This is a genomic window from Saccharothrix deserti, from assembly GCF_009769385.1.
Classification (GTDB): domain Bacteria; phylum Actinomycetota; class Actinomycetes; order Mycobacteriales; family Pseudonocardiaceae; genus Actinosynnema; species Actinosynnema deserti.
In genome coordinates, this window is sequence record NZ_ML775959.1 from 279,797 (window position 1) to 304,626 (window position 24,830).

17 protein-coding genes and 1 pseudogene are annotated in these 24,830 nt (G+C 69.3%); 9 read left to right on the forward strand and 9 right to left on the reverse strand.

Translation table 11 applies throughout. The features are described 5' to 3' along the window. Window positions 1-12 precede the first annotated feature (12 nt). Window positions 13-732: a FadR/GntR family transcriptional regulator gene (locus FM051_RS01020; protein WP_202918613.1), complete on the forward strand. Its 720-nt coding sequence runs from the start codon at window positions 13-15 to the stop codon at window positions 730-732. 258 nt (window positions 733-990) lie between these two features. On the opposite strand, the gene FM051_RS01025 is transcribed toward FM051_RS01020, so the two are convergent. Next, window positions 991-2,160, reverse strand: a complete 1,170-nt coding sequence (locus FM051_RS01025) for an MFS transporter (protein ID WP_158839624.1) — start codon at window positions 2,158-2,160, stop codon at window positions 991-993. 88 nt (window positions 2,161-2,248) lie between these two features. Beyond that, entirely contained in the window at window positions 2,249-2,464 is a 216-nt protein-coding gene (locus tag FM051_RS01030) for a hypothetical protein (protein ID WP_158839626.1), read from the reverse strand. A gap of 288 nt (window positions 2,465-2,752) precedes the next feature. On the opposite strand from FM051_RS01030, the gene FM051_RS01035 reads away from it, so the two are divergent. Continuing rightward, window positions 2,753-3,772, forward strand: coding sequence for a pectinesterase family protein (locus tag FM051_RS01035; protein ID WP_238412032.1), 1,020 nt, complete (start codon window positions 2,753-2,755; stop codon window positions 3,770-3,772). Between the two features lie 69 nt (window positions 3,773-3,841). Here the strand turns inward: FM051_RS01035 and FM051_RS01040 are convergent, their stop codons facing one another. Both FM051_RS01040 and FM051_RS01045 read right to left on the reverse strand, forming a co-directional pair. Beyond that, a complete protein-coding gene (locus FM051_RS01040; RefSeq protein WP_158839630.1) occupies window positions 3,842-4,660 on the reverse strand; it encodes an SAM-dependent methyltransferase in 819 nt (272 codons plus the stop codon). Between the two features lie 113 nt (window positions 4,661-4,773). After that, window positions 4,774-6,873 (reverse strand): sigma-70 family RNA polymerase sigma factor, encoded by a 2,100-nt coding sequence (locus FM051_RS01045; protein WP_158839632.1) that lies wholly within the window; start codon window positions 6,871-6,873, stop codon window positions 4,774-4,776. Between the two features lie 291 nt (window positions 6,874-7,164). Between FM051_RS01045 and FM051_RS01050 the strand changes: the two genes are divergently transcribed. Both FM051_RS01050 and FM051_RS01055 read left to right on the forward strand, forming a co-directional pair. Next, a complete protein-coding gene (locus FM051_RS01050; protein ID WP_238412033.1) occupies window positions 7,165-8,571 on the forward strand; it encodes a pectinesterase family protein in 1,407 nt (468 codons plus the stop codon). Window positions 8,572-8,635: 64 nt separating this feature from the next. Beyond that, the gene (locus tag FM051_RS01055; RefSeq protein WP_158839634.1) at window positions 8,636-10,057 is read left to right on the forward strand and encodes an RICIN domain-containing protein; all 1,422 of its coding nucleotides are present in this window, start codon (window positions 8,636-8,638) and stop codon (window positions 10,055-10,057) included. A gap of 59 nt (window positions 10,058-10,116) precedes the next feature. Here FM051_RS01055 and FM051_RS01060 read toward each other — a convergent pair whose 3' ends face one another. Beyond that, on the reverse strand, window positions 10,117-12,456 hold the full coding sequence (locus FM051_RS01060) for an ATP-binding protein (RefSeq protein WP_158839636.1): 2,340 nt from the start codon (window positions 12,454-12,456) through the stop codon (window positions 10,117-10,119). Between the two features lie 110 nt (window positions 12,457-12,566). Continuing rightward, on the reverse strand, window positions 12,567-14,903 hold the full coding sequence (locus tag FM051_RS01065) for an ATP-binding protein (RefSeq protein WP_158839638.1): 2,337 nt from the start codon (window positions 14,901-14,903) through the stop codon (window positions 12,567-12,569). A 369-nt stretch (window positions 14,904-15,272) separates the two neighbouring features. On the opposite strand from FM051_RS01065, the gene FM051_RS01070 reads away from it, so the two are divergent. Both FM051_RS01070 and FM051_RS01075 read left to right on the forward strand, forming a co-directional pair. After that, entirely contained in the window at window positions 15,273-15,821 is a 549-nt protein-coding gene (locus FM051_RS01070; RefSeq protein WP_158839640.1) for a PQQ-dependent sugar dehydrogenase, read from the forward strand. Next, a complete protein-coding gene (locus FM051_RS01075) occupies window positions 15,800-16,057 on the forward strand; it encodes a PQQ-dependent sugar dehydrogenase (RefSeq protein ID WP_238412068.1) in 258 nt (85 codons plus the stop codon). Before FM051_RS01070 ends, FM051_RS01075 begins: the two co-directional genes overlap by 22 nt. A 391-nt stretch (window positions 16,058-16,448) precedes the next feature. On the opposite strand, the gene FM051_RS01080 is transcribed toward FM051_RS01075, so the two are convergent. Continuing rightward, window positions 16,449-19,460, reverse strand: a complete 3,012-nt coding sequence (locus FM051_RS01080) for an MGH1-like glycoside hydrolase domain-containing protein (protein WP_158839642.1) — start codon at window positions 19,458-19,460, stop codon at window positions 16,449-16,451. Window positions 19,461-19,822: 362 nt separating this feature from the next. Here FM051_RS01080 and FM051_RS01085 point away from each other — a divergent pair, with 362 nt between their 5' ends. Together FM051_RS01085 and FM051_RS01090 are read left to right on the forward strand one after the other, a co-directional pair. After that, window positions 19,823-21,316 (forward strand): family 43 glycosylhydrolase, encoded by a 1,494-nt coding sequence (locus tag FM051_RS01085; protein ID WP_158839643.1) that lies wholly within the window; start codon window positions 19,823-19,825, stop codon window positions 21,314-21,316. Between the two features lie 36 nt (window positions 21,317-21,352). Next, a complete protein-coding gene (locus FM051_RS01090; protein WP_238412034.1) occupies window positions 21,353-22,750 on the forward strand; it encodes a glycoside hydrolase family 43 protein in 1,398 nt (465 codons plus the stop codon). A 64-nt stretch (window positions 22,751-22,814) separates the two neighbouring features. Here FM051_RS01090 and FM051_RS53885 read toward each other — a convergent pair. Both FM051_RS53885 and FM051_RS01100 read right to left on the reverse strand, forming a co-directional pair. Further along, window positions 22,815-23,048 (reverse strand): annotated as a pseudogene (locus FM051_RS53885) (DUF998 domain-containing protein); the annotation flags it as partial. 111 nt (window positions 23,049-23,159) lie between these two features. Further along, a complete protein-coding gene (locus tag FM051_RS01100; protein WP_158839645.1) occupies window positions 23,160-23,435 on the reverse strand; it encodes a PqqD family peptide modification chaperone in 276 nt (91 codons plus the stop codon). Between the two features lie 320 nt (window positions 23,436-23,755). Here FM051_RS01100 and FM051_RS01105 point away from each other — a divergent pair, with 320 nt between their 5' ends. After that, on the forward strand, window positions 23,756-24,763 hold the full coding sequence (locus FM051_RS01105) for an NAD-dependent epimerase/dehydratase family protein (RefSeq protein WP_274383414.1): 1,008 nt from the start codon (window positions 23,756-23,758) through the stop codon (window positions 24,761-24,763). Window positions 24,764-24,830: the final 67 nt, after the last annotated feature.

Sequence of the window (24,830 nt, forward strand, 5' to 3'; positions counted from 1 at the left end):
TGGGAGGACCTCATGACGGAGCAGCAGCCGCCTGCCAAGCTGGCCACCAGGATGAACCGGGCGATCCGCGACGAGATCACCGGGCTGATCCTCAGCCGTGGCCTGAAGTCGGGCGACCCGCTGCCCACCGAGACCGAGCTGGTCGAGGCGCTCGGGGTGAGCCGCAACTCGGTCCGTGAGGCGCTCAAGGCGTTGCAGGCACTCGACATCGTGGAGATCCGGCACGGCTACGGCACCTACGTCGGCCGCCTGTCGTTGGACCCGCTCGCCGACGGCCTGACCTTCCGCGCGTTGCACGACATCGGGCGCGACCTGAGGTCGATGGAGGAGATCGTCGAGGTGCGCGAGGCGCTGGAGGGCGCGCTGATCCGGCGCATCGCCACCACCATCCCGGAGGCGGACCTCGCGGCGCTGGACGACGTCACCCGCCGGATGAACGAGCGCGCCAAGGCGGGGCAGACGTTCGCCGACGAGGACCGCGAGTTCCACGAGGTGCTGTACCGGTCGTTGGACAACGCGCTGGTGACCCAGCTGCTGCGGGCGTTCTGGGACGTCTTCCACCGGGTCAACCACCGGCTGGGCGTGACCGACCCGAACCCGATGCAGACCGTGCGCAGGCACCGCGCCATCGTGACCGCACTCCGCAAGCGCGACGTGGCGCGCGCGGAGTCGGCGATGGCCGAGCACTTCCGCAACCTGGACGCGCGGGTCGCGCAGCTGCGTTCGACCTGAGCGGGCGCGTGCCGCGTCAAGACCTGTCTCAGCCGTCGAGGGACCTTCCGCGCCAGTTCGCGGGCGGCTTCGCAGGAGGCAGCGTGGGGTGGTCGAGCCGTCGCACGTCGTGTTCGGCGCGATATCCGAGGCCAGGTAGCGGCAGCGTCGGAGATCCGGTGTGGACACCACCCGGTCGAGCTTGTCGAAGACGGCGAGTCGTTCCCCCGGCGGAACTCGCGCCGCTCCGAGCACGACCGCCGTCAGTGACGTGGTCGCCTACCTCGGGACGTTGGGCTGCCGGTCGGTGCGCCGTGCGTTGAGGGCGAGGGTCCAGGCGGAGCCGGCGAGGGCGATGGCGGACGCGGTGGCCAGCGCCCAGGGGATGCCGGCGGACTGGGCCACCAGACCGAGCACGATCGGTCCGCCGCCCAGGCCGAGGTCGATGAACGCGCTGGCGGTGCCGGACGCGGCGCCCCGTTGGTCGGGGCGGGCGGTGGCGAAGACGGCGGAGAAGAACGCGGGCGTGCTGAAGGTGACGCCGAGTGCCATCAGGACTGTGCCGGTGAACAGGCCCAGGGGAGTGGTCCACGTCGCCGCGGTCGCCAGGCCGACGGCGATGGCGGCCAGGGCGGCGGCTCCGAGCGGTAGCGACGGCACCTTGTCCGGCACCTTGGCGAACGCGATCCGGCTCACCACCACGACCACCCCGTACACGAACAGGGGCGTGCTGCTGTTCTGCAGGCCCACGTCCTGCGAGTGCAGCGCGGCGAACGCCAGGAACCCGCCGATCGCGGCGAGCGACGTGAAGAAGCCGATGCTCGGGCCGATCGCCTTGCGGTGGATGAGCCTGCGCGGACCGACCGGGCCGTCGGCGGGCGCACGGGTCTCACCGATCAGGGCCGCGAGGACGGCCGCCGCCACCGAGAGGACCGCCGCGCCCAGCCAGGCGGCGGTGAAGCTGCCGTTCTCCACCAGGAACTCGCCTAGCGGCGGGCCGAACGCGATCCCCAGGTACAGGCCGAGCGAGTTGTAGCTCAACGCCTCGCCGACGCGTGAGGGCGCGGCGAGGTCCGCCAGGGCGGCGAACCCGGCCACGAAGAACGCGGCCTCGGCGACGCCGAGGAGCAGGCGCAGCGCGATGACCGCGGGCAGTGAGTCGACGAACGCGGTGAGTGCCAGGCTGACGGCGGCCAGCAGCGCGCCGCCGACGAGCAGCGGCCGGCGGCCGAGCCGGTCGGTCAGCACCCCGGCGAACGGCCGCAGCACGAGCGCGGAGATGGCGAACGCGCCGAACGCCAGCCCGGCCGCGGCCTCGTCGGAGCCCAGCGGGCCGGTCACGTAGAGCGGCAGCGTGTAGATGGCCACGCCCGCGGCCGTGAAGTACCCCAGGTCCGCCACTGTGAGCAGCACGAACCCGGTCGTGAACAGGCGGTCCGATCCGGTCACCGGTCCAGGATGGGCCGAACGGAGCAACGGCGCCATGGGGCGTTGGACCCTGAAAGGACCGGGTACCGGCCCGGTCAGCGGCGGTGTCTCACCTCTGGTTGCGCGGGTGGTTCCGCGCGGTCCGCTCGTTGCCGCGCCGGTAGTTCCCGGTCCACCGGGCCATGACGAGCTGGGGATCCGAGCCGACCTCGTCCAGGAACTCGGCCGCCCGCGGACCGCGCAGGGTCGTGGCGACTCGACCGTGGTGACGGATCACCACGGTCCCGTCGCGTGAGGTGTACGAGAAACCGCTGGGTGCGTTCACGCGACGCACGATCGGCGACCGATGCCCGCGTTCGCAACCCCATTAGCGCTCTCCTGACGATTCGGTCCATGGACGCCTGCTCACGCTGAGTTACAAGCCCGATGGGACGTGCAACGACCCGATCAACTCCGACGACAGGGAAACGACAGGTTTGTTCAGCCCGCTGAAGCCGGGCCCGCACTGATGTTCTTGGCAGAGAAGGAGAAGTACACTTGCCCGGCCACCGCCGCCGGCTTCCGCACCCCAGCTGACGAAGGGCGATCCATGAAGCTACGCGGTGCCACTCTCGTGACGGCATCTCTGATCATCTCGACCGTCGCCGTCGTTCCCACGGCCGCCGCGGCCACCAGCAGCGTGGTGGCGAAAGACGGCAGCGGCAACCACACCTCGGTGCAGGCCGCGATCAACGCGGTCCCGGCGGACAACAGCAGCCGGTACACCATCACCATCAAGCCGGGCACCTACAAAGAAGTGGTGGCGGTCCCGTCGAACAAGCCGTTCATCACGCTGGTCGGCAGCACCGGCAACGCCTCCGACGTGGTGATCACCTACGACCGGGCCAGCGGCACGCCCAAGCCCGACGGCGGCACGTACGGCACGTCCGGCAGCGCGTCCGTGACGATCGACGGCAAGGACTTCACCGCGCGCGCCCTCACGTTCTCGAACTCGTTCGACGAGGCGGCCCACCCGGAGATCAGCAGCAAGCAGGCCGTCGCGGTGCTGACCCGCGCCGATCGGCTGATCTTCGACAACGTCCGGTTCCTGGGCAACCAGGACACGCTCTACCACAACAGCGCCAACGTGAGCACGGTCGGCCGCGCCTACTTCCGCAAGTGCTACGTGGAGGGCGATGTCGACTTCATCTTCGGCCGGGGCACCGGGGTCTTCGACCAGTGCGAGATCAAGTCCCTGAGCCGCGGGTCGTCGAGCAACAACGGCTACGTCACGGCGGCGTCGACGAACCGGCCGAACCCGTACGGCTTCCTGTTCAGCAGGTGCACGCTCACCACGAACAGCGCCGCCGCGAAGACCGTCCACCTGGGACGTCCGTGGCACCCGGGCGGTGACGTCAACGCCATCGCCCAGGTCGTGTTCCGCGACTCGGTGCTGGGCGCGCACATCAAGAGCTCGCCCTGGACGGACATGTCGGGCTTCTCCTGGAAGGACGCCCGGTTCTTCGAGTACCAGAACACCGGCGCCGGCTCCACGATCACCTCCGACCGGCCGCAGCTCACCGCGACGCAGGCGGGCACCCTCACGCCCCAGCGCTACCTGGCGGGCAGCGACAACTGGAACCCGATCTACTGACCGCCCACCGTTCCCCGGGGTTCCGGTGCCACGATCGCCGTTGCCCGGAACCCCGAGGTCGGACACGGTCTAGTCGGGCTTGCGGGCGACACCGGCGAACGTGGAGGTCTGCTTCCCGTCGCAGTCCTCGTCCCCGGCGTCCGGGCGCCACTCGGTCAGGTAGACCACGCCCGGATCGACCAGCTCCAGTCCGGTGAACAGGTCGGTGATCTCGGCGCGGGTGCGCATCGAGAAGTCGGTCACCCTGTTCCGGAACTGCTCGGTGGCCTCCTCCGCCCGATCGGCTTCCCCGTCCAGGCTGGCGTGCGAGATGGCGACGTGGCTGCCCGGCACGACGGCGTCCACGTACTGGCGGATGATGCCCGCGGGGTCGTCGGAGTCCGGCACGAAGTGCAGCACCGCGAACATCAGCACGCCGACCGGCCGTGAGAAGTCCAGCATCCGCTGCGTCTCCGGGTTGTCCAGGATCTCCTGCGGCCGCCGCAGGTCGCCGTGCACCGCCGTCGCGTTGTCGGACTCGCTGAGGATGGCGCGGCTGTGCGCGACCGCGACCGCGTCGACGTCCACGTAGACGATCCGGCAATCGGGGTTGGCGCTCCACGCGACCTCGTGGACGTTGCCCACCGTGGGGATGCCCGACCCGAGGTCGAGGAACTGGGTGATACCCAGACCGGTCAGGTAACGCACCGCCCGGCGCAGGAAGGCGCGGTTGGCCCGCAGGATCTGCGGCAACCCCGGCATCACCTCGGCGATGCGCTGCGCCGCCTCCCGGTCCACCTGGAAGTTGTGCGCCCCGCCCAGGTGCACGTCGTAGACCCGCGCCGCGCTCGGCCGCGACAGGTCGATATCGGAACCCGCCCACGCTGGTCGTTCCACCGTGACCCCCATGCTTGTCAACGCTGACTGTGATCGATGCGGTGCAACGCTACAGCGGGCGCCGAACGGGCCGGTCACGCACCGCACCGGCACGTCCGTCAACGGTGAAGCCGCTGTTCACGGCGTCAGGAGGCCGTCATGGGAGCGCCGACAGCCGGGTCTTTGGTGTTGGTCAGGTACGGGGTCGAGGGGAGGGACCCGTCGGGGTTGCGGGGACCTTCGGCACCGGCGGGGTCGAGCGAGCGGAGGACGTCCGTGCTCCAGCCCTGCTCGTTCCACGTGTTGCCGTCCTCCTGGCCGGTGTCCGCCAGGACGACCTGCTCCCTGTTGCCCATGGACAGGTTGTCGCGCAGGCGGGCCGGTGAGGAGGGAAAGGCGAACCCGTCCCCGGCGTTGCGGAAGGCGGTGTCGGCGGAGAGGTCGTGGGGTGCGGCGCCGGACGCGGTGAAGCCGTGGCCGTTGTTCTTCCACGCCGCGCTGCGCGTCACCCGGTGGGCGGCGGCGGAGCCGAGGTCGAAGCCGTGGCCGGAGCCGGTCGCGGGCAGGCCCCACCGGTTGACGCCGTTGCCGAACGACCAGGTGGCGTCGATGGTGACCGGCGCGGCGAAATCGGCTACAGCCAGGCCGTCGTCGGAGTTGTTGTAGGTGCGGCAGCCCCGGATGACGGTGCCCGTGCCGGAACCCGGTCCCACCGCCAGGCCGTCGGCGTCCTCGCCGCCGCGGTCGCGGTTGTGGTGGAAGTCGCTGTCGAGCACCTGGTTGTCGACGGTGTCCGGACCGCGCAGGAGCAGACCCGTGCCCCCGTTGTCGTGGATCGACAGTCCCTGGAACACGGTGTTCCGGCAGGACTCGCACAGGACGGCCAGTCCAGGCGCCCTCATGAGGTCGAATCCGCGCACCGCCCAGTGCGCCGCCCTGTGGGTGATGTAGGGGCGGTCGGGGGAGCCGAGGCTCGCGTCGAGGATGGCGCGTTCGGCGGGGTAGCCGGCGAGGGTGATGGGCCGGTCGGCCGTGCCGCTCGTGGTGATCTCCAACGGTCCCGGCGTGCGGTGGATGCCACCGCGCAGGTAGATGGTCTGTCCTGGTTGGACGATGGAGAGCGCCTGCGCCAGCGTGCCGAACGGGGCGTCCTCCGTCCCGGCGGCGGTGTCCTGGCCGTTCGGGGCGACGTACAGCGCGGTGGGAACCGTCGGCGGCGGCGACGACGAGGCCGCCGTCGGCGACGCCGTAACGGTCGGCGTCACGACGGCCGACGCGGTGGAGATCGTGGGCAGGGCGATCGGTTCCGGCTCGTCGTCGGGCGTGGGGACGAGCATCGCGACCAGTGCCACCACCGACGCGATGCCCGCGACCGGCACCATCGCCATGAGCGGCTTCACGGTCGCGTAGTCCACGAGGGACTTCGCCGCCGTCACCGCGCCCGTCCCGGTCGACAGCAGGCCGGAGGTGCCTTGCAGCGCGGCGGGCACCGCCAGCACACCGATCTGGACGGCGAAGTACTCGGCGGGGAAGTGCGGTGCGCCGACCGCCCGGCACCGCGGGCACCCGCGCACGTGCCGGGCCAGTCGCTTGAACCAGCGCGGCTCGGGGTGCCCGTGCCAGCCCTTCCCCGCGACCGCGAGATCGGCGCAACGCGGATCGGCACGCCACGCCCGCAGCACGGTCCGTGCCGTGATGAGCTGCTCCTTCATCCGCTGCACGCGGACCGCCGTGTGCTGTGTGCTCAACGAGATGGCGGCGGCCACGTCGGCACGGGTCAGCGTCCCGTTGACCTCCTGCCACCACAACCCGAACAGCGCGCGGTCCTCATAGGACAGCCACCGCGTCGCGGCGAGGACGTCGCGCCCCTCTTCGACTTGCGCCATGCGGTTGACGGTGTTCTCGGCCAGGTCGGGCCCGACGTCGGCCTGCTCCTCCAGCACCTCCAGCGGCAGGAGCGGCCTGCGGGCCCGCAGGTGACTCCTGATCTGCCGGATCGCGGTGGTGACCAGCCAGGCGCGGAAGCGGTCCGGTTCCTTGAGCGCGCCCAGGTGCCGGACGACTCGCAGCATCGTCTCCTGCACCACGTCGTCGACGTCGGAACTGCCCGACAGCGCACGGGCGACCACGTTGTACACCAACGGCAGGGCGGCGGCGACCACTTCGTCGACGGCCTGCGGATCACCGGCCTGGGCTGCCTTCACCACCGCGGCGTCGACGATCGCCTCCAAGCCGAAGCCTCCCACCGTCGTGTTTCGTCACAGCCGGCGCGGGAGTCTGGCACAGCCCGCGAAGCACTGTAAAGCGCTACGCCGAACCGGTGAATCGATTCGGGTTCCGTTATCGCGCCCGGAGTCGTTGCGTCTGTGTTCGCGATCGGTCGACGCTCCGCCGCGCGGGACCGCTCCGCCGTCATCGTTGCCGGTAGCGAAGGGAAAGCAGTGTTCAAGGACGAAGTCAGAACTCACCACGCGCCGCGGTGCAGAGCCCCGGGCGGGCGGTGGTTGTCGAATACCTTGTCGAACACGTTGTCGAATGTGTTGTCGAACGCCGCCGCCGCCCTGGTGCTGGCCGCGGGTGTCGTCGCAGCGGTGTCGCCGGCGGCGCACGCGGCCGTTCCGGTGTCCGGGACGACCTACCAGGTCAGCGTCACGAAGAGCGGCAAGTGCCTGGACGTGGCGGCCGGGTCGACCGTGAACGGCGGTCTGGTCCAGCAGTGGGGTTGTTCCGGTGACAAGTGGCAGCAGTTCACCCTGAACAGCGCCGCCTCCGGCACCTACACCCTGGTCAACGTCAACAGCGGCAAGTGCCTGGACGTCCCCAACGGCACCACGCAATCGGGTGTCCAGCTCCAGCAGTGGAGTTGCAGCGGCGCGTCCAACCAGCAGTGGCGCCTGACGGCGTCGGGCAGCGGCACGTACCAGATCATCAACGCCGCCAGCGGCCTGTGCCTGGCCAACAAGGACGCCTCCACCGACTCCGGCGCACCCATCATCCAGGAGAGCTGCACCGCCAACACCAACAAGCAGTGGCTGTTCACGCCGGTGTCCACGGCCCAGCCGACCGTCGCGGCCGACGGCACCGGCCTGTACCGGACCGTGCAGGCCGCGATCGACGCGCTACCCGCCAACAACGCCAACCGGGTCACGATCACCATCAAACCCGGGACGTACCGCGAGATCGTCACAGTCCCGGCGAACAAGCCCCTGATCACGTTGCAGGGCCTGGGCACGTCGCCGTCCGCGGTGCTGATCGTGAACAACCGCTCCGCCTACACGCACGGCACGTCGGGCAGCGCCACGGCGTTCGTCCACGGCCGTGACTTCACCGCCACCAACCTGACCATCTCCAACGACTTCGACGAGAACTCCACGCCGAGCGGTCACCAGGCGGTGGCGTTGCACCTCAACGCCGACCGCGCGGTGTTCCGCAACGTGCGGCTGCTCGGCGACCAGGACACGTTCCTGGTCAACGACGCGACCCGCGCGTACATGACCGGCTCGTACGTCGAGGGCACCGTGGACTTCGTCTTCGGCGGCGGCACGATCGTGTTCGACAACTGCGACGTCTACGAGAAGCGCTCCACGGGTGGCGTGATCACGGCCGCGAGCACACCCGCGACCAAGACCTACGGCTACCTGTTCTACCGGTCGCGCATCAGCGGCGCGGCGTCCGCGGGCAGCACCAACCTCGGTCGACCGTGGCGTCCGGACGCCCAGGTCCTCTACCGCGAGTCCACACTGAACGCGCTGGTCAAGACCTCACAGCCGTGGACGGACATGTCCGGCAACACGTGGCGGAACGCGCGGTTCAGCGAGTACCGCAACACCGGCTCCGGCGCGGGCACCGGCAGCAACCGCCCACAGCTCAGCGACGCGCAGGCCGCGAACTACACGCCCCAGAAGTACCTCGCCGGCAGCGACGGCTGGAACCCGATCGGCTGACCACCCGTTGGTCGGCTTCGACCACCCGTTGGTCGGCTGACCCTCCTCGAAAGCAGGAAAGCCCATGCGTTTCCCCTACCGGCGTGCGATTCTCGCCGCCGTCGTCACCCTGGGCGCGGCGGTGGTCGTGCCCTCCACGAGCGCCAACGCCGCCACCCCCGTGTCCGGCACGACGTACCAGGTCAGCGTCACGAAGAGCGGCAAGTGCCTGGACATGGCGGCCGGGTCGACCGTGAACGGCGGCCTGGTCCAGCAGTGGGGTTGTTCCGGTGACAAGTGGCAGCAGTTCACCCTCAACTCGTCCGGATCGGGTGTGTTCACCCTGGTCAACGTCAACAGCGGCAAGTGCCTGGACATCCCCAACGGCACCACGCAATCGGGTGTCCAGCTCCAGCAGTGGAGTTGCAGCGGCGCGTCCAACCAGCAGTGGCGGCTCACCGCGTCGGGCAGCGGCACCTATCAGGTGATCAACGCCGCCAGTGGCCTGTGCCTGGCCAACAAGGACGCCTCCACCGACTCCGGCGCACCCATCATCCAGGAGAGCTGCACCGCCAACACCAACAAGCAGTGGCTCTTCACCCCCGTCGGCGGGCGGACGTGGCCGAGCACCGCCGACGGGTTCGCCGGCACGGGCGCCGGCACGACGGGCGGCGCGGGTGGCACGACGGTCACCGTCACGACCTACGCCGACCTGGTCCGGTACGCCACGGCGAGCGCCCCGCACGTGATCCGGGTCGACGGGACGATCACCGTCACGCCGATGGGGACCGAGGTCAGGGTGGCGTCGAACAAGACCATCGTCGGCGTCGGCACCCGCGGCCAGATCGTCAACGGCGGGTTCTTCCTCGGTGCGGGTGTCAGCAACGTGATCATCCGCAACCTGACGATCCGCGACACGCGCATGGCCGACGACGACCCGGGTGACGACACCTACGACTACGACGCCATCCAGATGGACACCGCGAACAGGATCTGGATCGACCACAACCACCTGGCCCGGATGAACGACGGCCTGATCGACAGCCGCAAGGACAACACGAACCTCACCGTGTCGTGGAACGTCCTGGCCGAGAACAACAAGACGTTCGGCATCGGCTGGACCGACAACGTCACCTCGCGGATCACCATCCACCACAACTGGTTCCGCAGCACCAACAGCCGCAACCCCAGCGGCGACAACATCGCCTACGCCCACATGTACAACAACTACCTCCAGAACACCGGCTCCGGCAACTGGTCCAGGGGCGCCACGAAAATGGTGCTGGAGAACAGCTACTTCGAGAACGTGAAGGACCCGTACTACAAGGACGCCGCCGCCGAGCTGCGGCAGTCCGGCAGCATCGTGGTCAACTCGACCGGCCGGCAGGAGACGGGCGGCTCGGCGTTCAACCCGGGCTCGTTCTACTCCTACACGCTCGACCCGGCCGCGAACGTCCCGTCCCTCCTGCGCACCTACGCCGGTCCGCAGGCGAACATCGGCACCTGAGTCGGTCCGGTGGTCCCGGAGGGAGGCGGCACTCCCTCCGGGACCACCCCGCTCCGCACCTATTCGGAAGGGGCCTCGGCGCGCTGCTCGGCGACCCACGTGGCGATCTGCACGCGGGAGGTGAACCCGAGTTTGGTGAGGATGTGCTCCGTGTGGGTTTCGGCGGTGCGGATCGAGATGACCAGTCGTGCGGCGATCTCCCGGTTGGTGAGGCCCTCGGCGATCAGTTCGGCGATCTGCCACTCGCGACGGGTCAGCACGCGCGGCGAGGCCGCCGGCGACTCCTCTGCCGGCACCGGGACGAGTTCCTCGCCGAGGGCGAACGCGATGGCCTCGTCAAGGCTCATCGCCCGCCCGCGGTCGAACGCTTCCTGGAACCGCTTGTCGCCAAGCCGCTCCTCTGCGTTGCGTCGGCATTGCTCGTGCATGGGGTACATGTGCTGGTAGGTGCGCAGCGGGCGACCCATGATCTCCCAGAGTCGGTCGGCGACGCCGAGCAGCGTCGCGACCCGCTCGGGCGGCTCGACCGCGGCCTCGGTCCAGGCCAACGACTCCAACGACCAGCCCAGTCCGGTGAGGTCGCGCACCTCTCTGCGCAGCCGGATGCTCTCGCGGTGCAACTCGGTCGCCCGGGAGTGGTCGCCCTGCTGCATCGCGAACAGGCCGAACGTCCACAGCGCGTACGAGCGGTGGAAGCACTCGCCCGCGGGCTCGGTGATGCGCGTGGACTCGGCGTAGCAGGCATTGGCGCGTTCCGCGTCCCCGATCAGCGCCGACGCGCTCGAGTAGCTCAGCAGCAGGTCCAGGCGCCGGGGCAGGTCGTGTCCCGGTGGCAGTGCCGCGAGGCCGCGTTCGAAGATCGTGATCGCGGTCGGCAGGTCGCCGCTGTAGAGGGCGAAGCTGCCGTCCACCCAGTGGGCGAAGGCCTCGATGGAGGGATCCGCCACGGTGGCGGCGATGGCCTCGGCGTCCGCCAAGCGCTGCCGGGCGGCCTCGAAGTCGCCGTCGGCCTGCGCCAGGCTGGCGTCGGTGAGCAGGGCGTTCGCTCGAACGGCGGTCGGCGGGCCGGGTTGGTCGAGCGCCCGCGCCAGCCACAGCCGGCCTTCCCTGGCCCACCCGCGGCCCCACCAGTAGAAGTGGAACAACGACGCCAGCATCCGCAACGCGGATTCGAGCCGGCCGGGCTCCTTGAGGAAGTAGTCCGCGGCCGTCTGGACGTTGGGGTGTTCCCGGTCCAGCCGGGCGAACCAGTCCACTTGTCGGGGGCTGACCCAGTCGCGCTCGGCCCGGTCCACCAGCAACGCGTACCAGTCGGCGTGCTTGCGGCGCAGCTCGGCGTGCTCGCCGGCCTGCTCCAGCTGTTCCGCGCCGAACTCGCGGATGGTCTCCAGCATCCGGTAGCGCATCACGTCGCCGTCCTGCTCCCCGACCAGGATCGACTTGTCCATCAGGGAGGCCACGGTGTGCAGCACGTCGCCGACGGCGAGGCCGTCACCCGAGCACACGTCCTCCGCGGCGTCGAGTTCGAACGCACCCGTGAACACCGACAGCCGTGCCCAGAGCAGCTGCTCCTGGAGCGAGCACAGGCCGTAGCTCCACTCGATGCACGCCCGCAACGTCTGCTGCCGGGCCGGCATGTCGCGCAGCCGGGCGGTCAGCCGGTGGGGCTGGTCCAGCAACCTGGCGAGGATGTCCTTCTCGGACAGCGCCCGCAGCCGGGCCGCGGCCAGTTCGATCGCCAGCGGGAGGCCGTCGAGGCGCTGGCAGATCTCGACCACCGCGGCCCCGTTGTGGTCACCGACCGTGAACCCGGGCCGGATGGTCGCCGCCCGTTCCACGAACAGGGTCACCGCCTCGGACTGGACCAGGTCCTGGTCGGCGAGCACGCGTTCCGGGTCCGGGAGCGTCAGCGGCGGCACCGGCATGACGACCTCGCCGTGGATGCCCAGCGACTCCCGGCTCGTCGAGAGGATCCGCAGCTCGCGACAGCGCTGCAGCAGCACGCCGGTCAGCTCCGCGATCGCGTCGATCAGGTGCTCCGAGTTGTCCAGCACGAGCAGCAACTGGCGCGAGGCCAGGTAGTCGACCAGCATCTCGACCGTCGCGCGACCCGACTGCTCCCGCAGGCCGACGGCCACCGCGACCGTGTTCGGCACCAGCTCCGGGTTCCGCAACTGGTCGAACTCGACCAGCACCACGCCGTCGGGGAACACCCGGCGCACGGCGTTGGTCACCTCCAGGGCGAGTCGCGTCTTGCCCACTCCGCCCGGCCCGGTGAGGGTCACCAGGCGTGACGTCGACAGCAGGCGCCTGACCTCGCCCACCTCACGTCGGCGGCCGACGAAGCTGGTCAGCTCCAGCGGCAGGCCCGACGTCCTCTGCCGAACGACGGTGCTCATACCGACGCACGGTAGTGCGGCCGACCCCGGCGCGCAGGGTGTACCCACGACGGTTCGGCCGCCGTCGACCTGCGGCGGCACCCGCTTCGCGCCCGTGGCGGAGTTCGCGCCTATCCGGCGGAGGGCCTGGCGCGCTGTTCGGCGACCCACGTGGCGATCTGCACGCGGGAGGTGAACCCGAGTTTGGTCAGGATGTGCTCCGCGTGGCTCTCCGCGGTCCGGACCGAGATGACCAGTCGTGAAGCGACCTCCCGGTTGGTGAGGCCCTCGGCGATCAGTTCGGCGATCTCCGACTCGCGACGGGTCAGCACGCGTGGCGCCGCCGGCGGCGACTCCTCCACCGGCGTCGGCGGCTGCTCGTCCAGGGCGAACGCGATGGCCTCGTCGACGCTCATCGCCCTCCCGCGCTCGAACGCGTCCTGGAACCGCTTGTCACCGAGTCGCTCCTGCGCGCTGCGCTCGCACTCCTCGTGGTAGGGGTAAAGGTGCTGGTAGGCGCGGAGCGGACGACCCATGATCTCCCACAGGCGGTCCGCGGTGCCGAGGAGCGTCGCCACCCGCTCGGGTTCTCCGAACGCCGATTCCGCCCAGGCCAGCGATTCCAGCGACCAGCCTGCTCCGGTGACGTCTTGGAGTTCTCTGCGCAGCTGGAGGCTCTGCTTGTGCAACGCCGCGGCCCGGTGGTGGTCGCCCTGCTGCATCACGTAGAGGCCGAGCGTCCAGAGCGCGTACGAGCGGTGGAAGCGTTCGCCCGCCGGCTCGCTGATGCGCAGCACCTCGGCGTGGCAGGTGTTGGCGCGGTCCGTGTCGCCGATGAGCCCGGCGGCGATGGAGTAGCTGACCAGGATGTCCAGCCGCAGCGTCAGGTGCTGCCCGGGTGGCAGCACGTCGAGCCCCCGCTCGAAGATCGTGATCGAGGTGGGGAGATCACCGCTGTACTCCGCGGCGCACCCCGCCGCCCAGCAGACGAAGCCCTCGATGGCGGGATCGTCCACGGTGTCGAGGATGGCCTTGGCGTCCTCGATGCGTTGCCGACCGCCCTCCATGTCCCCGGCGCCCAGCGCCAGGGTGGCGTCGGTGAGCAGGGCGTTGGCCCGGACGACGGAGAGCGGGCTCGGCTGGTCGAGCGCCCGCGCCAGCCACAGCCGGCCTTCGCGGGACCACCCGCGGCCCCACCAGTAGAAGTGGAACAACGCGATCAGGATCCGCATCCCGGATTCGAGTTCGCCGGGTTCTGCCACGCAGTGGTCCAGGGCCGCCTGGATGTTGGCGTGCTCGCGGTCGAGCCGGGTGAACCAGTCGACCTGCCGGGGGCTGATCCACTCGCTGCGGGCCCGCTCCACCAGCTGCAGGTACCAGTCGCTGTGCCGGTGGCGCAGGTCGGCGTACTCGCCGATGTGCTGGAGTCGCTCCACGCCGAACTCGCGGATGGTCTCCAACATCCGGTAGCGCATGACGTCGCCGTCCTGCTCCCCGGCCAGGATCGACTTGTCCATCAGGGAGGCGACGGTGTGCAGCACGTCGTCGGCGGTCAGGCCGTCACCCGAGCACACGTCCTCCGCGGCGTCGAGCTCGAACGCACCCGCGAACACCGACAGCCGTGCCCAGAGCAGCTGCTCCTGGGGCGAGCACAGGCCGTAGCTCCACTCGATGCACGCCCGCAACGTCTGCTGCCGGGCGGGCACACCCCGCCCCCGTCCGGCCAACAGGTGGGGCTGATCCGACAACCTGGCGAGGATGTCCTTCTCGGAGAGCACGCGCACGCGAGCCGCGGCCAGCTCGATCGCCAGCGGGAGGCCGTCGAGGCGGTGGCAGATCTCGGCCACCACGGCGCCGTTGTTCCCGTTGACCGTGAAGCCGGGCCGGGTGGTCGCCGCCCGTTCCGCGAACAGGGACACCGCCTCGGACTGGACCAGGTCCTGCTCGGCGAACGGCAGCTGCGGGTCCGGGAGCGTCAGCGGCGGCACCGGCATGACGACCTCGCCCTGGATGCCCATCGACTCCCGGCTCGTGGACAGGATCCGCAGTTCAGGACAGCCCCGCAGCAGCGCGCCGACCAGTTCCGCGACCGGGTCGATCAGGTGCTCGGAGTTGTCCAGCACGAGCAGCAACTGGCGCGGAGCCAGGTAGTCGATCAGCATCTCGACCGTCGCGCGGCCCGCGTTCTCCCGCAGGCCGACCGCCACCGCCACCGTGTTCGGCACCAGCACCGGGTCCCGCAGTTGGTCCAACTCGACCAGCACGACCCCGTCCGGGAACACCCGGCGCACGGCGTTGGTGACCTCGATGGCGAGGCGGGTCTTGCCCACTCCGCCCGGCCCGCTGAGGGTCACCAGGCGTGACGTCGACAGCAGGCGCCTGACCTCGCCCACCTCGCGCCGGCGGCCGACGAAGCTGGTCAACTCCAGGGAGAGACCCGACGTTCTCTGCCGAACGGCGGTGCTCATACCACCGCACGGTAGTGCCGCGATCCCCGCTTCGCCGGCCGTAACGACAACGGTTCGGCCACTACCGACATCGGGACGCCGCCGCGCGCCCCTGTTCCGGACGGTTCGCGCCTCGGCAGGAGGCGCTCGGCAACGGCTCCGCGACCACGGCGATGATTTGCGGCGGTGAGAATACCGGTTGATTTGAACCGTTTTGAATAGGGACGGTCGTGCCTGATGTGACGATTTCGGTAATCAGGCGATCGGTCGCCCGAGCGTTTTGTCGGGTCGAACTCCGACTGGTAGCCGTGCGGGCACTTTCCGTTGCCCTGTAACGCTTTCCGGTGCGTTCCCCGATGTCCACGTCAAGTGGAACGAAAGGGGGCCGCAATGTCGCAGCACCCCAGGTTCAAGGCAGCTCTGCTCACTTTTGCCCTGCTCGTGCCCACGGTCGTGGCGATATCGACCGCCCAGGCCGCGACGCTCCCGCCGAACTTCTCCGACCGGGTCGTCTTCAGCGGACTCACGAACCCGACGGCGATCCAGTTCGCCGACGACGGCCGGGTCTTCGCGGCGCAGAAGAACGGTGTCATCAAGGTCTTCGACAACCTGGCCGACACGACGGCGACGACGTTCGCCGACCTGTCCGCGAACGTCCACGACTTCTGGGACCGCGGCATGCTCGGTCTCGCGCTGCACCCCGGCTTCCCCGCGAACCCGTACGTGTACGCGCTGTACGCCTACGACGCGCCGATCGGCGGCACCCCGCCCACGTGGGGTGACGGCTGCCCGACGCCGCCGGGCCCGACGACCGACGGCTGCCTGGTGTCCGGGCGGCTCTCGCGGCTGACCGCGAGCGGCAACACCCGTTCGCCTCGTCCTCCGACCCGAACGCGAAGCGGATCATCGGCTACGGTCTGCGCAACCCGTTCCGGATGACGCAGCGGCCGGGCACGGACGAACTGTGGATCGGCGACGTCGGCTGGGGCACCTGGGAAGAGGTCAACCGGCTCACCGCCACCGGCGGCCGCAACTTCGGCTGGCCCTGCTACGAGGGGGCCGGGCCGCAGAGCGGGTACCAGAGCGCCGGGCTCACCATGTGCTCGCAGCTCTACAACACGGCCGGATCGGTCACGGCGCCGTACTACGCTACAACCACAGCGCGTGCGTGGTGAGCTACACCGGGTGCCGCACCGGCAGCTCGTCGATCACCGGCATGACGTTCTACCGCGGCGGCTCGTACCCCGCGGCGTACAACGGGGCGCTGTTCTTCGGTGACCACAGCCGCAACGAGATCTGGGCGATGATGCCCGGGACCAACGGGTTGCCGGACCCCGGGCAGCGGCAGTGCCTGGTCTGCGTGGACTCCACCGGCGCAGGCGCGGGCCACCCCGTCGACCTGGAGATCGGGCCGAACGGCGACCTGTTCTACGTCAACATGGACAACGGCACCATCCACCGCGTCACCCACTGGCGGCCGGTGTCCGATCCGGATACCGGCCGCCGAGGGCTCAGAGCAGGCGCGGCCCCGTTTCGGGACCGCGCCTGCGCCGGGTCGAACCGGGGTCAGCCGACCTGCACCAGACTCCACTGGTGGTCCAGGGTGCCGGTGTCGTTCCACTGGAGCGTCGCGGCGCCGGAGGTCTTGGACGCGTCCTTGACGCCGAGCACCAGACCGCTGTTCTTGTTGACCAGCTTGCGGTAGCCGCCGCCGGCGTCGACCACTCGCCACAGGTGGTCGGCGGTCAGGGTGTCACCCCACTGCAGGGCGGTCGCGCCGGCCGCCGTGGACGCGCCCTGGATGCCGAGGACGAGACCGCTGTTCCGGTTGAAGATCTTGACGTAGCCGTCCTCGGCCGGCTCCAGCTGCCACTGGTGGTTGACGCTGCTGTCGGCCGACTGCTGCACCACCGCACCGCCGAAGGCGGCGGACGCCCCGGCGACGCCCAGCTCCAGGCCGCTGTTCCGGTTGACGATCCGCACGGCGGCCTGCTGCGGGTACCACGACTCGAACTCCGTGACGCCGACGAACTTGCCCGCCTGCGGGGTGAACACGACCCGTAGCTGGGACGTGGTCACGGTCGTGAACTTCACCTCGTTGGGCTTGTTCGCGACCGGCGTGGCGGGCGTCTTGACCTGGCCCGGCACCGACTGCCACGTGCTGCCCGACAGGTACTGCACGTCGAAGCTCAGCGGCGCCCGCACGTTCTGCCCGTCGTCGTAGGTGTAGATCTTGACCTCGTTGACCGGGCGCTGGTAGCCGAAGTCCACGCCGAGGTGGTCGGTGGCGTTCGGCGACCCGGCGTTGGTCCACCGGTCGTCCGGCATCTTGTCGTACCGGATGAAACCGTTGGTGGCCTTCAAAGGCGCATCAAGAGCCTCGATGCAGCGGGGGTTGTCGGCGCTGCGGCAGCGCTTGCCGTTGGACGCGGTGTTGGTGTACGAGGCGAACGCCTTGGGGTAGGTCTGCGTGTAAGTGCGCCTGTCCCAGCCCTTGAACCACTCCTGGTCGGCGTTCCAGGCGTTGGCGGCCACGTTCTCCAACCGGGTGGCAGCGGGCGGCGCCACCGGGGCCGCGACCTGGATCGTGGTGTTGCCGAGCCCGGCGGACTGGTGGATGCGCGTGCCGTCCTGGAACACCTGCAGGCCGGAGCCCTGGCCGTAGCGCGTGCCGTCCCGGTCCCACAGGATCGTGTACGTGTGGCCGTGGTAGGGCATGTCCTGCACCGCGAAGTGGTTCCAGCTGTCCGGCACCAACGGCTTGAGCACGAGCGTGTTGCCCGCCTGCGGCTTGATGCCCAGCAGACCGGTCAGCACGAGGTCGTTGAAGCTGGAGTGGTTGTAGTGCTCGCTGAAGTCCTGCGCGTCGTAGACCCACTCGCCGGTGTCGCCGTTGGCGGCCTCGGCCACGTACGGCTCGCCGTTCTTGTGCTGGAGCGTGGCGAACTGGCTGAGCAGCTTGTTGTAGGTCTGCTTGGTGACGTAGTCCTGCGCCGGGTAGTCCTGCAACAGGTTCGCCAGCCCGGTCAGGGTCGCGCTGGTCGCGAACGGCCAGGTGGGACCGTTCCAGTGGCAGCAGTTGGTGTCGTCGCGGTTCTGCGTTGCGGGGTAGGCCTGGTAGTTGAAGTACGGGTTCGCGGCGATCTTGTCCAGCTCGGCGTACCCGGTGCCCCTGGTGAACTTCAGGGTGTTGGCGCCCGCCTGCATCGGCACCTGGACCGTCACGGCCTGCGAGCCGGAGAACGAACCCCACGCGCCGGTCGCCGGGTAGCTCACCGTGATCGGCGAGGTCGACCCGTTGACCGCGAGCCGGTGGGTGGAGGTGGCGCCGGTCGCGTTGGCGTAGTGCACCTTCACCGGGTACGTGCCCGCGCCGGGGGCCTGCACGGTGAACGTGACGGAGCTGTCGTCGAAGTCGATCTGGCCGATGTACTGGCCGTTGGACGCGCTCGTCGCGCTGCGCGTGTTCGCGTGGACCACGGCCGCCTGCTCGGCCTCGAAGTCGTGCACCCGCTCCAGCGTCGTCGGCCCGAACGCGGCACCGAACCGCTGCGGGTCGTCGAGGTACTGCCAGGCCGCCGAGTACTTCGCGTCCGGGAGCCCGAACGCCCACGGCGCGTACCCCATCGCCTCGCGCCACGTCGTGCGGGTCCCCGCGATGCCGACGTTGGTGGAGTTGTTGTTGTACACGTGCATGAAGAACTGCCGCTGCGGGTCCCAGAGCGAGTTCTGCACACCGGCTTTGAGCGCAGCGGCCTTGGCCGCGTAGGTGTTCGCGGTCGCGGTGTCGCCGGTCATCGTCGCGACCTTGCTGATGGCCTGCGCCGCCGTGTACATGTAGCTGTTGATCGTCGACCGGTAGCCGGTGCCGCCGGAGAACCAGTTGGTGCTGCGCATCGACGTCTCGGTGTACTCCGTGGCGTCGGAGATCGGCGACTGGAAGTAGAGGTCGTCGCTCGTCTGGGTCCCGTTGACGGTGATGTTCTCGGTGTAGTTCGAGTTCCACTTGTCGAACAGCATGATGAACTGCGGCAGGTACGCCTTGAGCTGCTCCGCGTCGCCGGTGACCAGGTACCGCTGGTACGCCGCGCCGGTGATCCACTCGCTGTAGGTGCGCACGGTGTCCGTGCCGGAGCCGCGCAGCCAGTAGTTGAGGTAGTCGTCCACGTAGGTGCGGTCGCGCAGCCAGCGGCCGTCCGTGATGTGGTACCCCGCCGCGTCCGGCAGCCCGCTGTAGGACACCTTGCCCGAATACCAGACGGGCTGGTCGTACTCGGTGGAGATGTAGCCGGTGCCCGGCGTCGTGTAACGCAGCGCGCGCTTGTAAGTGCTCCACCGGTAGTAGTACACGTCGTTGATGTTCGTGTCCGGCGTGTCCACGAACGGGATGTTGTCCTTGTACCACTGGGGCTCGTCCAAGCCCTGTGCGGCGAGGATGGCGTCCTTGTCGAGAACGGAGGCTCCCGCCTCGTCGGCGGCGCCGGCGTCGACGTTGGCGACGCCGACGACCAGGCCGGCGACCAGCGCCAGACATGCTGCCGCGAACGTCCGGTGACGTTGGTGGGTGCGACGGCGCACGGAACCTCCAAACGCGCGTGGATCCGCCGGAAGGCGGATCTTGTTAACGTTCACATGAACGCCGCGTCAGTTTCCGTGCGAGCGGCATCCGCGTCAACGCCGACTTCGAGACGTAATCGAAGCGACGTTCAGGGGTGCTGCGTGCCGCGTACTGAGACGGTGGGTGGTCACCGGGTGTATCGCAGTGGACGCATAACGGAAAACTGGGCGTTGACTTGACGCCGGGTGATCGCTGAGGATGTGTCGCAACTCGTAGGACATCAACACGAAACCTGGCCGGCACCCGGGTCGGTCCCGGCTGGTCGCTGCACGATTGTGCAATATGTTAACGTTAACATCCTAACATTGTCGAGGACTGACGCATGCCGCGTACCCGTTCCCGAGTCCTGCCCGCGACCGTGGCCGTGATCGTGCTGCTCACCGGCCTGCTGGTGGGCGCCACCCAGTCCGCGTCCGCCGCAGCCGGACGGCCGTACACCAACCCGATCAAATCGGGCAAAGCGGCCGATCCGTTCATGACCTTCTACAACGGCAACTACTACATGATGGGTACGCCGTTCTCGAACACGCTGTGGATGCGGAAGTCCCCGACGCTGGCCGGGCTGGCGACCGCGCCGAGCGTGCAGATCTGGCAGGACACCACGAGTTCGCGCGGTGCCAACTTCTGGGCGCCGGAAATGCACTTCGTCAACAACCGGTGGTACGTGTACTACTCCGCCGCGCAGGTCGGCGCCGCGTGCTGTGACACCCAGCGGACCCACGTGCTGGAGAGCGCGGGCGCCGATCCGCTCGGGCCGTACACGTACAAGAACATGCTCAGCGGGTCGAACCTCACGCCCGGCGGCTGGCTGATCGACGCGAGCGTGTTGCGGCTGAACGACTCGCTGTACCTGCTCGGCAGCGGGTTCCTCAGCGGCGGCGAGCAGAGCCTCGTGATCGCGCCGCTGACCAACCCGTACACGCTCGCCAACACGACGTTCAGCGTCATCTCGAGCCCCACGCTGTCGTGGGAGCGGTCCGGCGGCGCGGTGAACGAGGGCCCCGTCGCGCTCCAGCGCAACGGGCGGACGTTCATCGCCTACTCGGCGAGCGCTTGTGGCACCGCCGACTACAAGCTCGGCCTCCTCTCCTACAACGGCGGCGACCCACTGTCCGCCGCCTCCTGGACGAAGAACCCCAACCCGGTCTTCCAGCGCAACGACGCCAACGGCGTCTACGGGCCCGGCCACAACGGTTTCTTCAGCTCACCGGACGGCACCGAGAGCTGGATCGTCTACCACGCCAACAACTCCGCCACCCAGGGTTGCGGCAACACGCGCACCGCCCGTGCGCAGAAGTTCGCCTGGAACGCCGACGGCACGCCGAACTTCGGCCAGCCCGTGGCGCTGGGCACCACGCTCGACGGACCCTCCGGTGAGACGGCGGCGACGCCGACCGCGTACCGGATCGTCAACCGCAACAGCGGCAAGTGCCTGGACGTGGCCAGTGGCTCGTCGGCGGACGGCGCGAACGTCTTCCAGTGGACCTGCAACGGTGGCACCAACCAGCTGTGGCGCGTCGAAGACGTCGGCGGCGACACCAACCGGCTGGTCAGCGTCGCCAGCGGCAAGGTGCTCGACGTCGGCGAGTGCGGCACCGCCGACGGCGCCGACATCCGGCAGTGGTCCTGGCTGAACAACAACTGCCAGAAGTTCCGCGTGATCATCAGCGACGTCGGCGGCTGGGTTCGCCTGCAGAACGCCAACAGCGGCAAGGTCGCCGACGTGGCCAACTGCGGCACCGCCGACGGCGCCGACGTGCGCCAGTGGAGCTGGCTGGCCAACAACTGCCAGCAGTGGCAACTGCAACCGGCATAACCGCCGCTTCCCAGGACATCGACACAGATCGGGGCAATGATGAAGCGTCGACAACTGCTCTCCGCCGCGGGCCGGGTGGCCGTGGCGATCGGCACCGGTTCGGCCGGTGCGCTGCTGCTGCGTCCCGGCGCCGCCTCGGCGGCCACCTACTCCGGCTACGCGATGGCGTACTTCACCGAGTCGCCGTCGATGAGCGCCGCGAGCTACAGCCTGCACCTGGCGGTCAGCTCGGACGGTCTGAACTGGACTCCGCTCAACCAGAACAACCCGGTGGCCACCCCGACCCAGGGCAGCACCGGCCTGCGCGACCCGTTCATCCTGCGCAAGCAGGACGACACTTTCGTGGTGCTGGCGACCGACCTCAAGGGCACGGACTGGAACTACCAGAGCCAGTACCTGCACGTCTGGGACTCCGCCGACCTGCGCACGTTCACCAACTACCGGCTGCTCAAGGTGCACTCGCTCGCGACGCACGCCTGGGCGCCGGAGGCGGTCTGGGACGCCTCACGGGGCCAGTACGCCATCGTCTACTCGGCGGTCAGCGGCGGCCACAACGTCCTCATGGTCAACTACACGACCGACTTCGTCACGGCGTCCGCGCCGCAGGTGTTCTTCGACCCCGGTTACGACGCCATCGACGGCAGCTTCGTCACCGTCAACGGCGTCAACTACATGTACTACAAGAACAACACCAACAGCACGATGCTCGGAACCCGGTCGAGTTCGCTCAACCCCCGCAGTTGGAGCATCTACACCGGCGCGATCTCGCCCGGACGCGGTGTCGAGGCGCCCAACATCGTCAAGTCGAACACCTCGAACGTGTGGTACATGTGGGGCGACACGTGGAGCCCGAACGGTCGGTTCTTCTGCTGGCAGACCACCGATCTCGCGGGCGGGTCCTGGACGCAGCTGAACGACCGGGCCTACACGCAGCCGCTGAACTCCAAGCACCCCGGCCTCACGCCGATCACCGCAACGGAGATGTCCAACCTGGTCGCCAAGTGGGGCAACCCGACCTGGAACCGGATCAAGTCGTACAACTTCCCCGACCGGTACGTCCGGCACGCCTCCAACGTCGCGCGCATCGACCCGTACCCGTTCGACCCGTACCAGGACCAGCTGTGGAAGATCGTGCCGGGCCTGGCGGACTCGGCCGGCGTGTCGTTCCAGTCGGTGAACTTCCCGAACATGTACCTGCGGCACGAGAACTACGCCCTCGTGCTCGCCACCAATGACAACACGAGCGTGTTCAGGTCGGACGCCACCTTCCACCGGGTGGCGGGTTTCGCCGACTCGTCCTGGACGTCGTTCCGCTCGCACAACTTCCCGGACCGGTACATCCGGCACGCCGGTTACGTGCTCCGGATCGACCCGATCTCCAGCAGTTCGTCGAGTTCGGCCAAGCAGGACGCGACGTTCCGAATCGGGTACTGACGCCGATGTCGGCCGCAGGGTGTCCAGCCCTGCGGCCGACGCAATTCGCAATTGCCGCACTCGACGCCCGGCTCGGCTTCAGGCCGCGGTGCAGCCCCACGGCGAAGACCAGCGTCAGCACGCCGAACACCACGAAGTTGACCTGCTGAACCCAGCCCGCCGGACCGGCCTCCAAGGCGCTGACCGGCTCGGCGATCGGGTCGAACTCGTCGCGGCGGAACGCTTCCTGCGCCAGGAAGCCCACGGTGAACAGGACCGGGCCGACGATCCCCGCCCACGCGTGCGGTCGGACGCTCATGGTGCCTCCTCGGAGAACAACCGGAATGACCGGAATGCCTTCTCCGAAAGGACGCTACGAGCGCCCGGCCGCGTCCGCGATCGGGAGTCGATCGGGAGCCGGTCAACCCGGTCAACCCGATATGTCGTTTTCCTCCCGCATGAAGCCGGTGCTCACCAGACGATTGACCCAGGCGTCCATGTAGGCCCGGATCTGCTCGTAATCGATCTCCCACGTGTCCGCCAGTTCCGCGGCGGCGCGGTCGACCTGGCCGTCGTGTTGTTGCAACGCGATCCACATCGCCGCGGCCACCGGATGACCGCGGTAGTGCTCGTCCGTCTCGGTGGACTTGAGCTCCAAGTAGCCTTCCCGGGTGATGGTCACCGCGACGTTGCGGGCACGTTGCACACCCACAGTGCACCCCTCTCCGTGTGGCTCGGCGCAACGCGGTGCCGACAGTGCGCTGGTTGCCAAGGTCAGCCATGCCGGGGGCGGTTCCCAGGGCTTGCGTACTACATACACTTTCTGTGTATATCGTACGCACTATGATCTTGGTCGTCAACCTCGCACCGAATGCGCGCATCTCGGGTGAACGGCACGGCACCTTTGCCGCGTGTTGAATCGGCTGTCGTCACGCGGATAGTCTTCAGGTGTCCGATCGCCCGATCAGGTCGCGGAGGTCAGTGTTGGACGGAAAAGCTCCTGTTGCGGACCACCGCAAACCCCTGGTGACGATTCTCGGGGCTTCGGGTTTCATCGGATCGGCGGTGATGTCGATTCTCGCGGAACGGCCGATTCGGCTCCGCGCCGTCGCCCGCGGCGAGGTCCGGGCGCCCGCCGGTGCGCGGGCCGAAGTGGAACCGGTCCAGGTCGACATCACCGACCCCGCGCAGCTCGCCGCCGCGGTCGCCGGGTCGGACGCCGTGCTCCACCTGGTCGCCTACATCGCGGGCGACGGGGCGTGGCGTGCCGGCGAGGGCACCGACGCGCGATCGCGGACCAACGTCGGCTCGGTGCACGCGCTGATCGACGCGCTCGCGGACGACGGCGGACGCCCGACCGTGGTGTTCGCCGGCTCGACCTCCCAGGTCGGCCTGTCGGACCGGGTCCGCATCGACGGCACCGAGCCGGACGACCCGCGGACCGAGTACGACCGGCAGAAGCTGGAGGGCGAGAACGCGCTGAAGGACGCGACGGCACGGGGCGTCCTGCGGGGGATCACGCTCCGGCTGGCCACCGTGTACGGCATCGGCCCCGACCCCGGCGCGCTCGGCCGCGGCATCGTGCTGGCGATGGCGCGTCGGGCGCTGGCGGGCGAGCCGCTCACCATGTGGCACGACGGCTCGGTCGAACGGGACCTGGTGCACGTGACGGACGTGGCACGCGCGTTCGTCGCCGCCCTGGACAACGCGGACGCGTTGGCCGGCGGGCACTGGCTGATCGGCGGCGGCGAGAGCCGTCCGCTCAAGGACATCTTCGGCGTGATCGCGCAGGCCGTGTCGGCGGAGACCGGGCAGCCCCCGGTCCCGGTGCTGTCCGTGCCCGCGCCCGACTACGCCAACGCCACCGACTTCCACGGCGTGGACGTCGACGCGTCGGCCTTCCGGGCGGCCACCGGGTGGTCGCCGCGAGTGTCCCTTGAGGACGGACTGCGCGGCGCCGTAGCGGCCGTCGCAGGTCGACGGGAATCGGGTCGGCGGGAACCCGGTCCGCTGGAATCGGGTCGGCGGGAATGACGAAGGCCCGGGGTGGCCGGTGAGAACACCGACCACCCCGGGCCGTTCTCGCCGCGGAGGGGGTTCA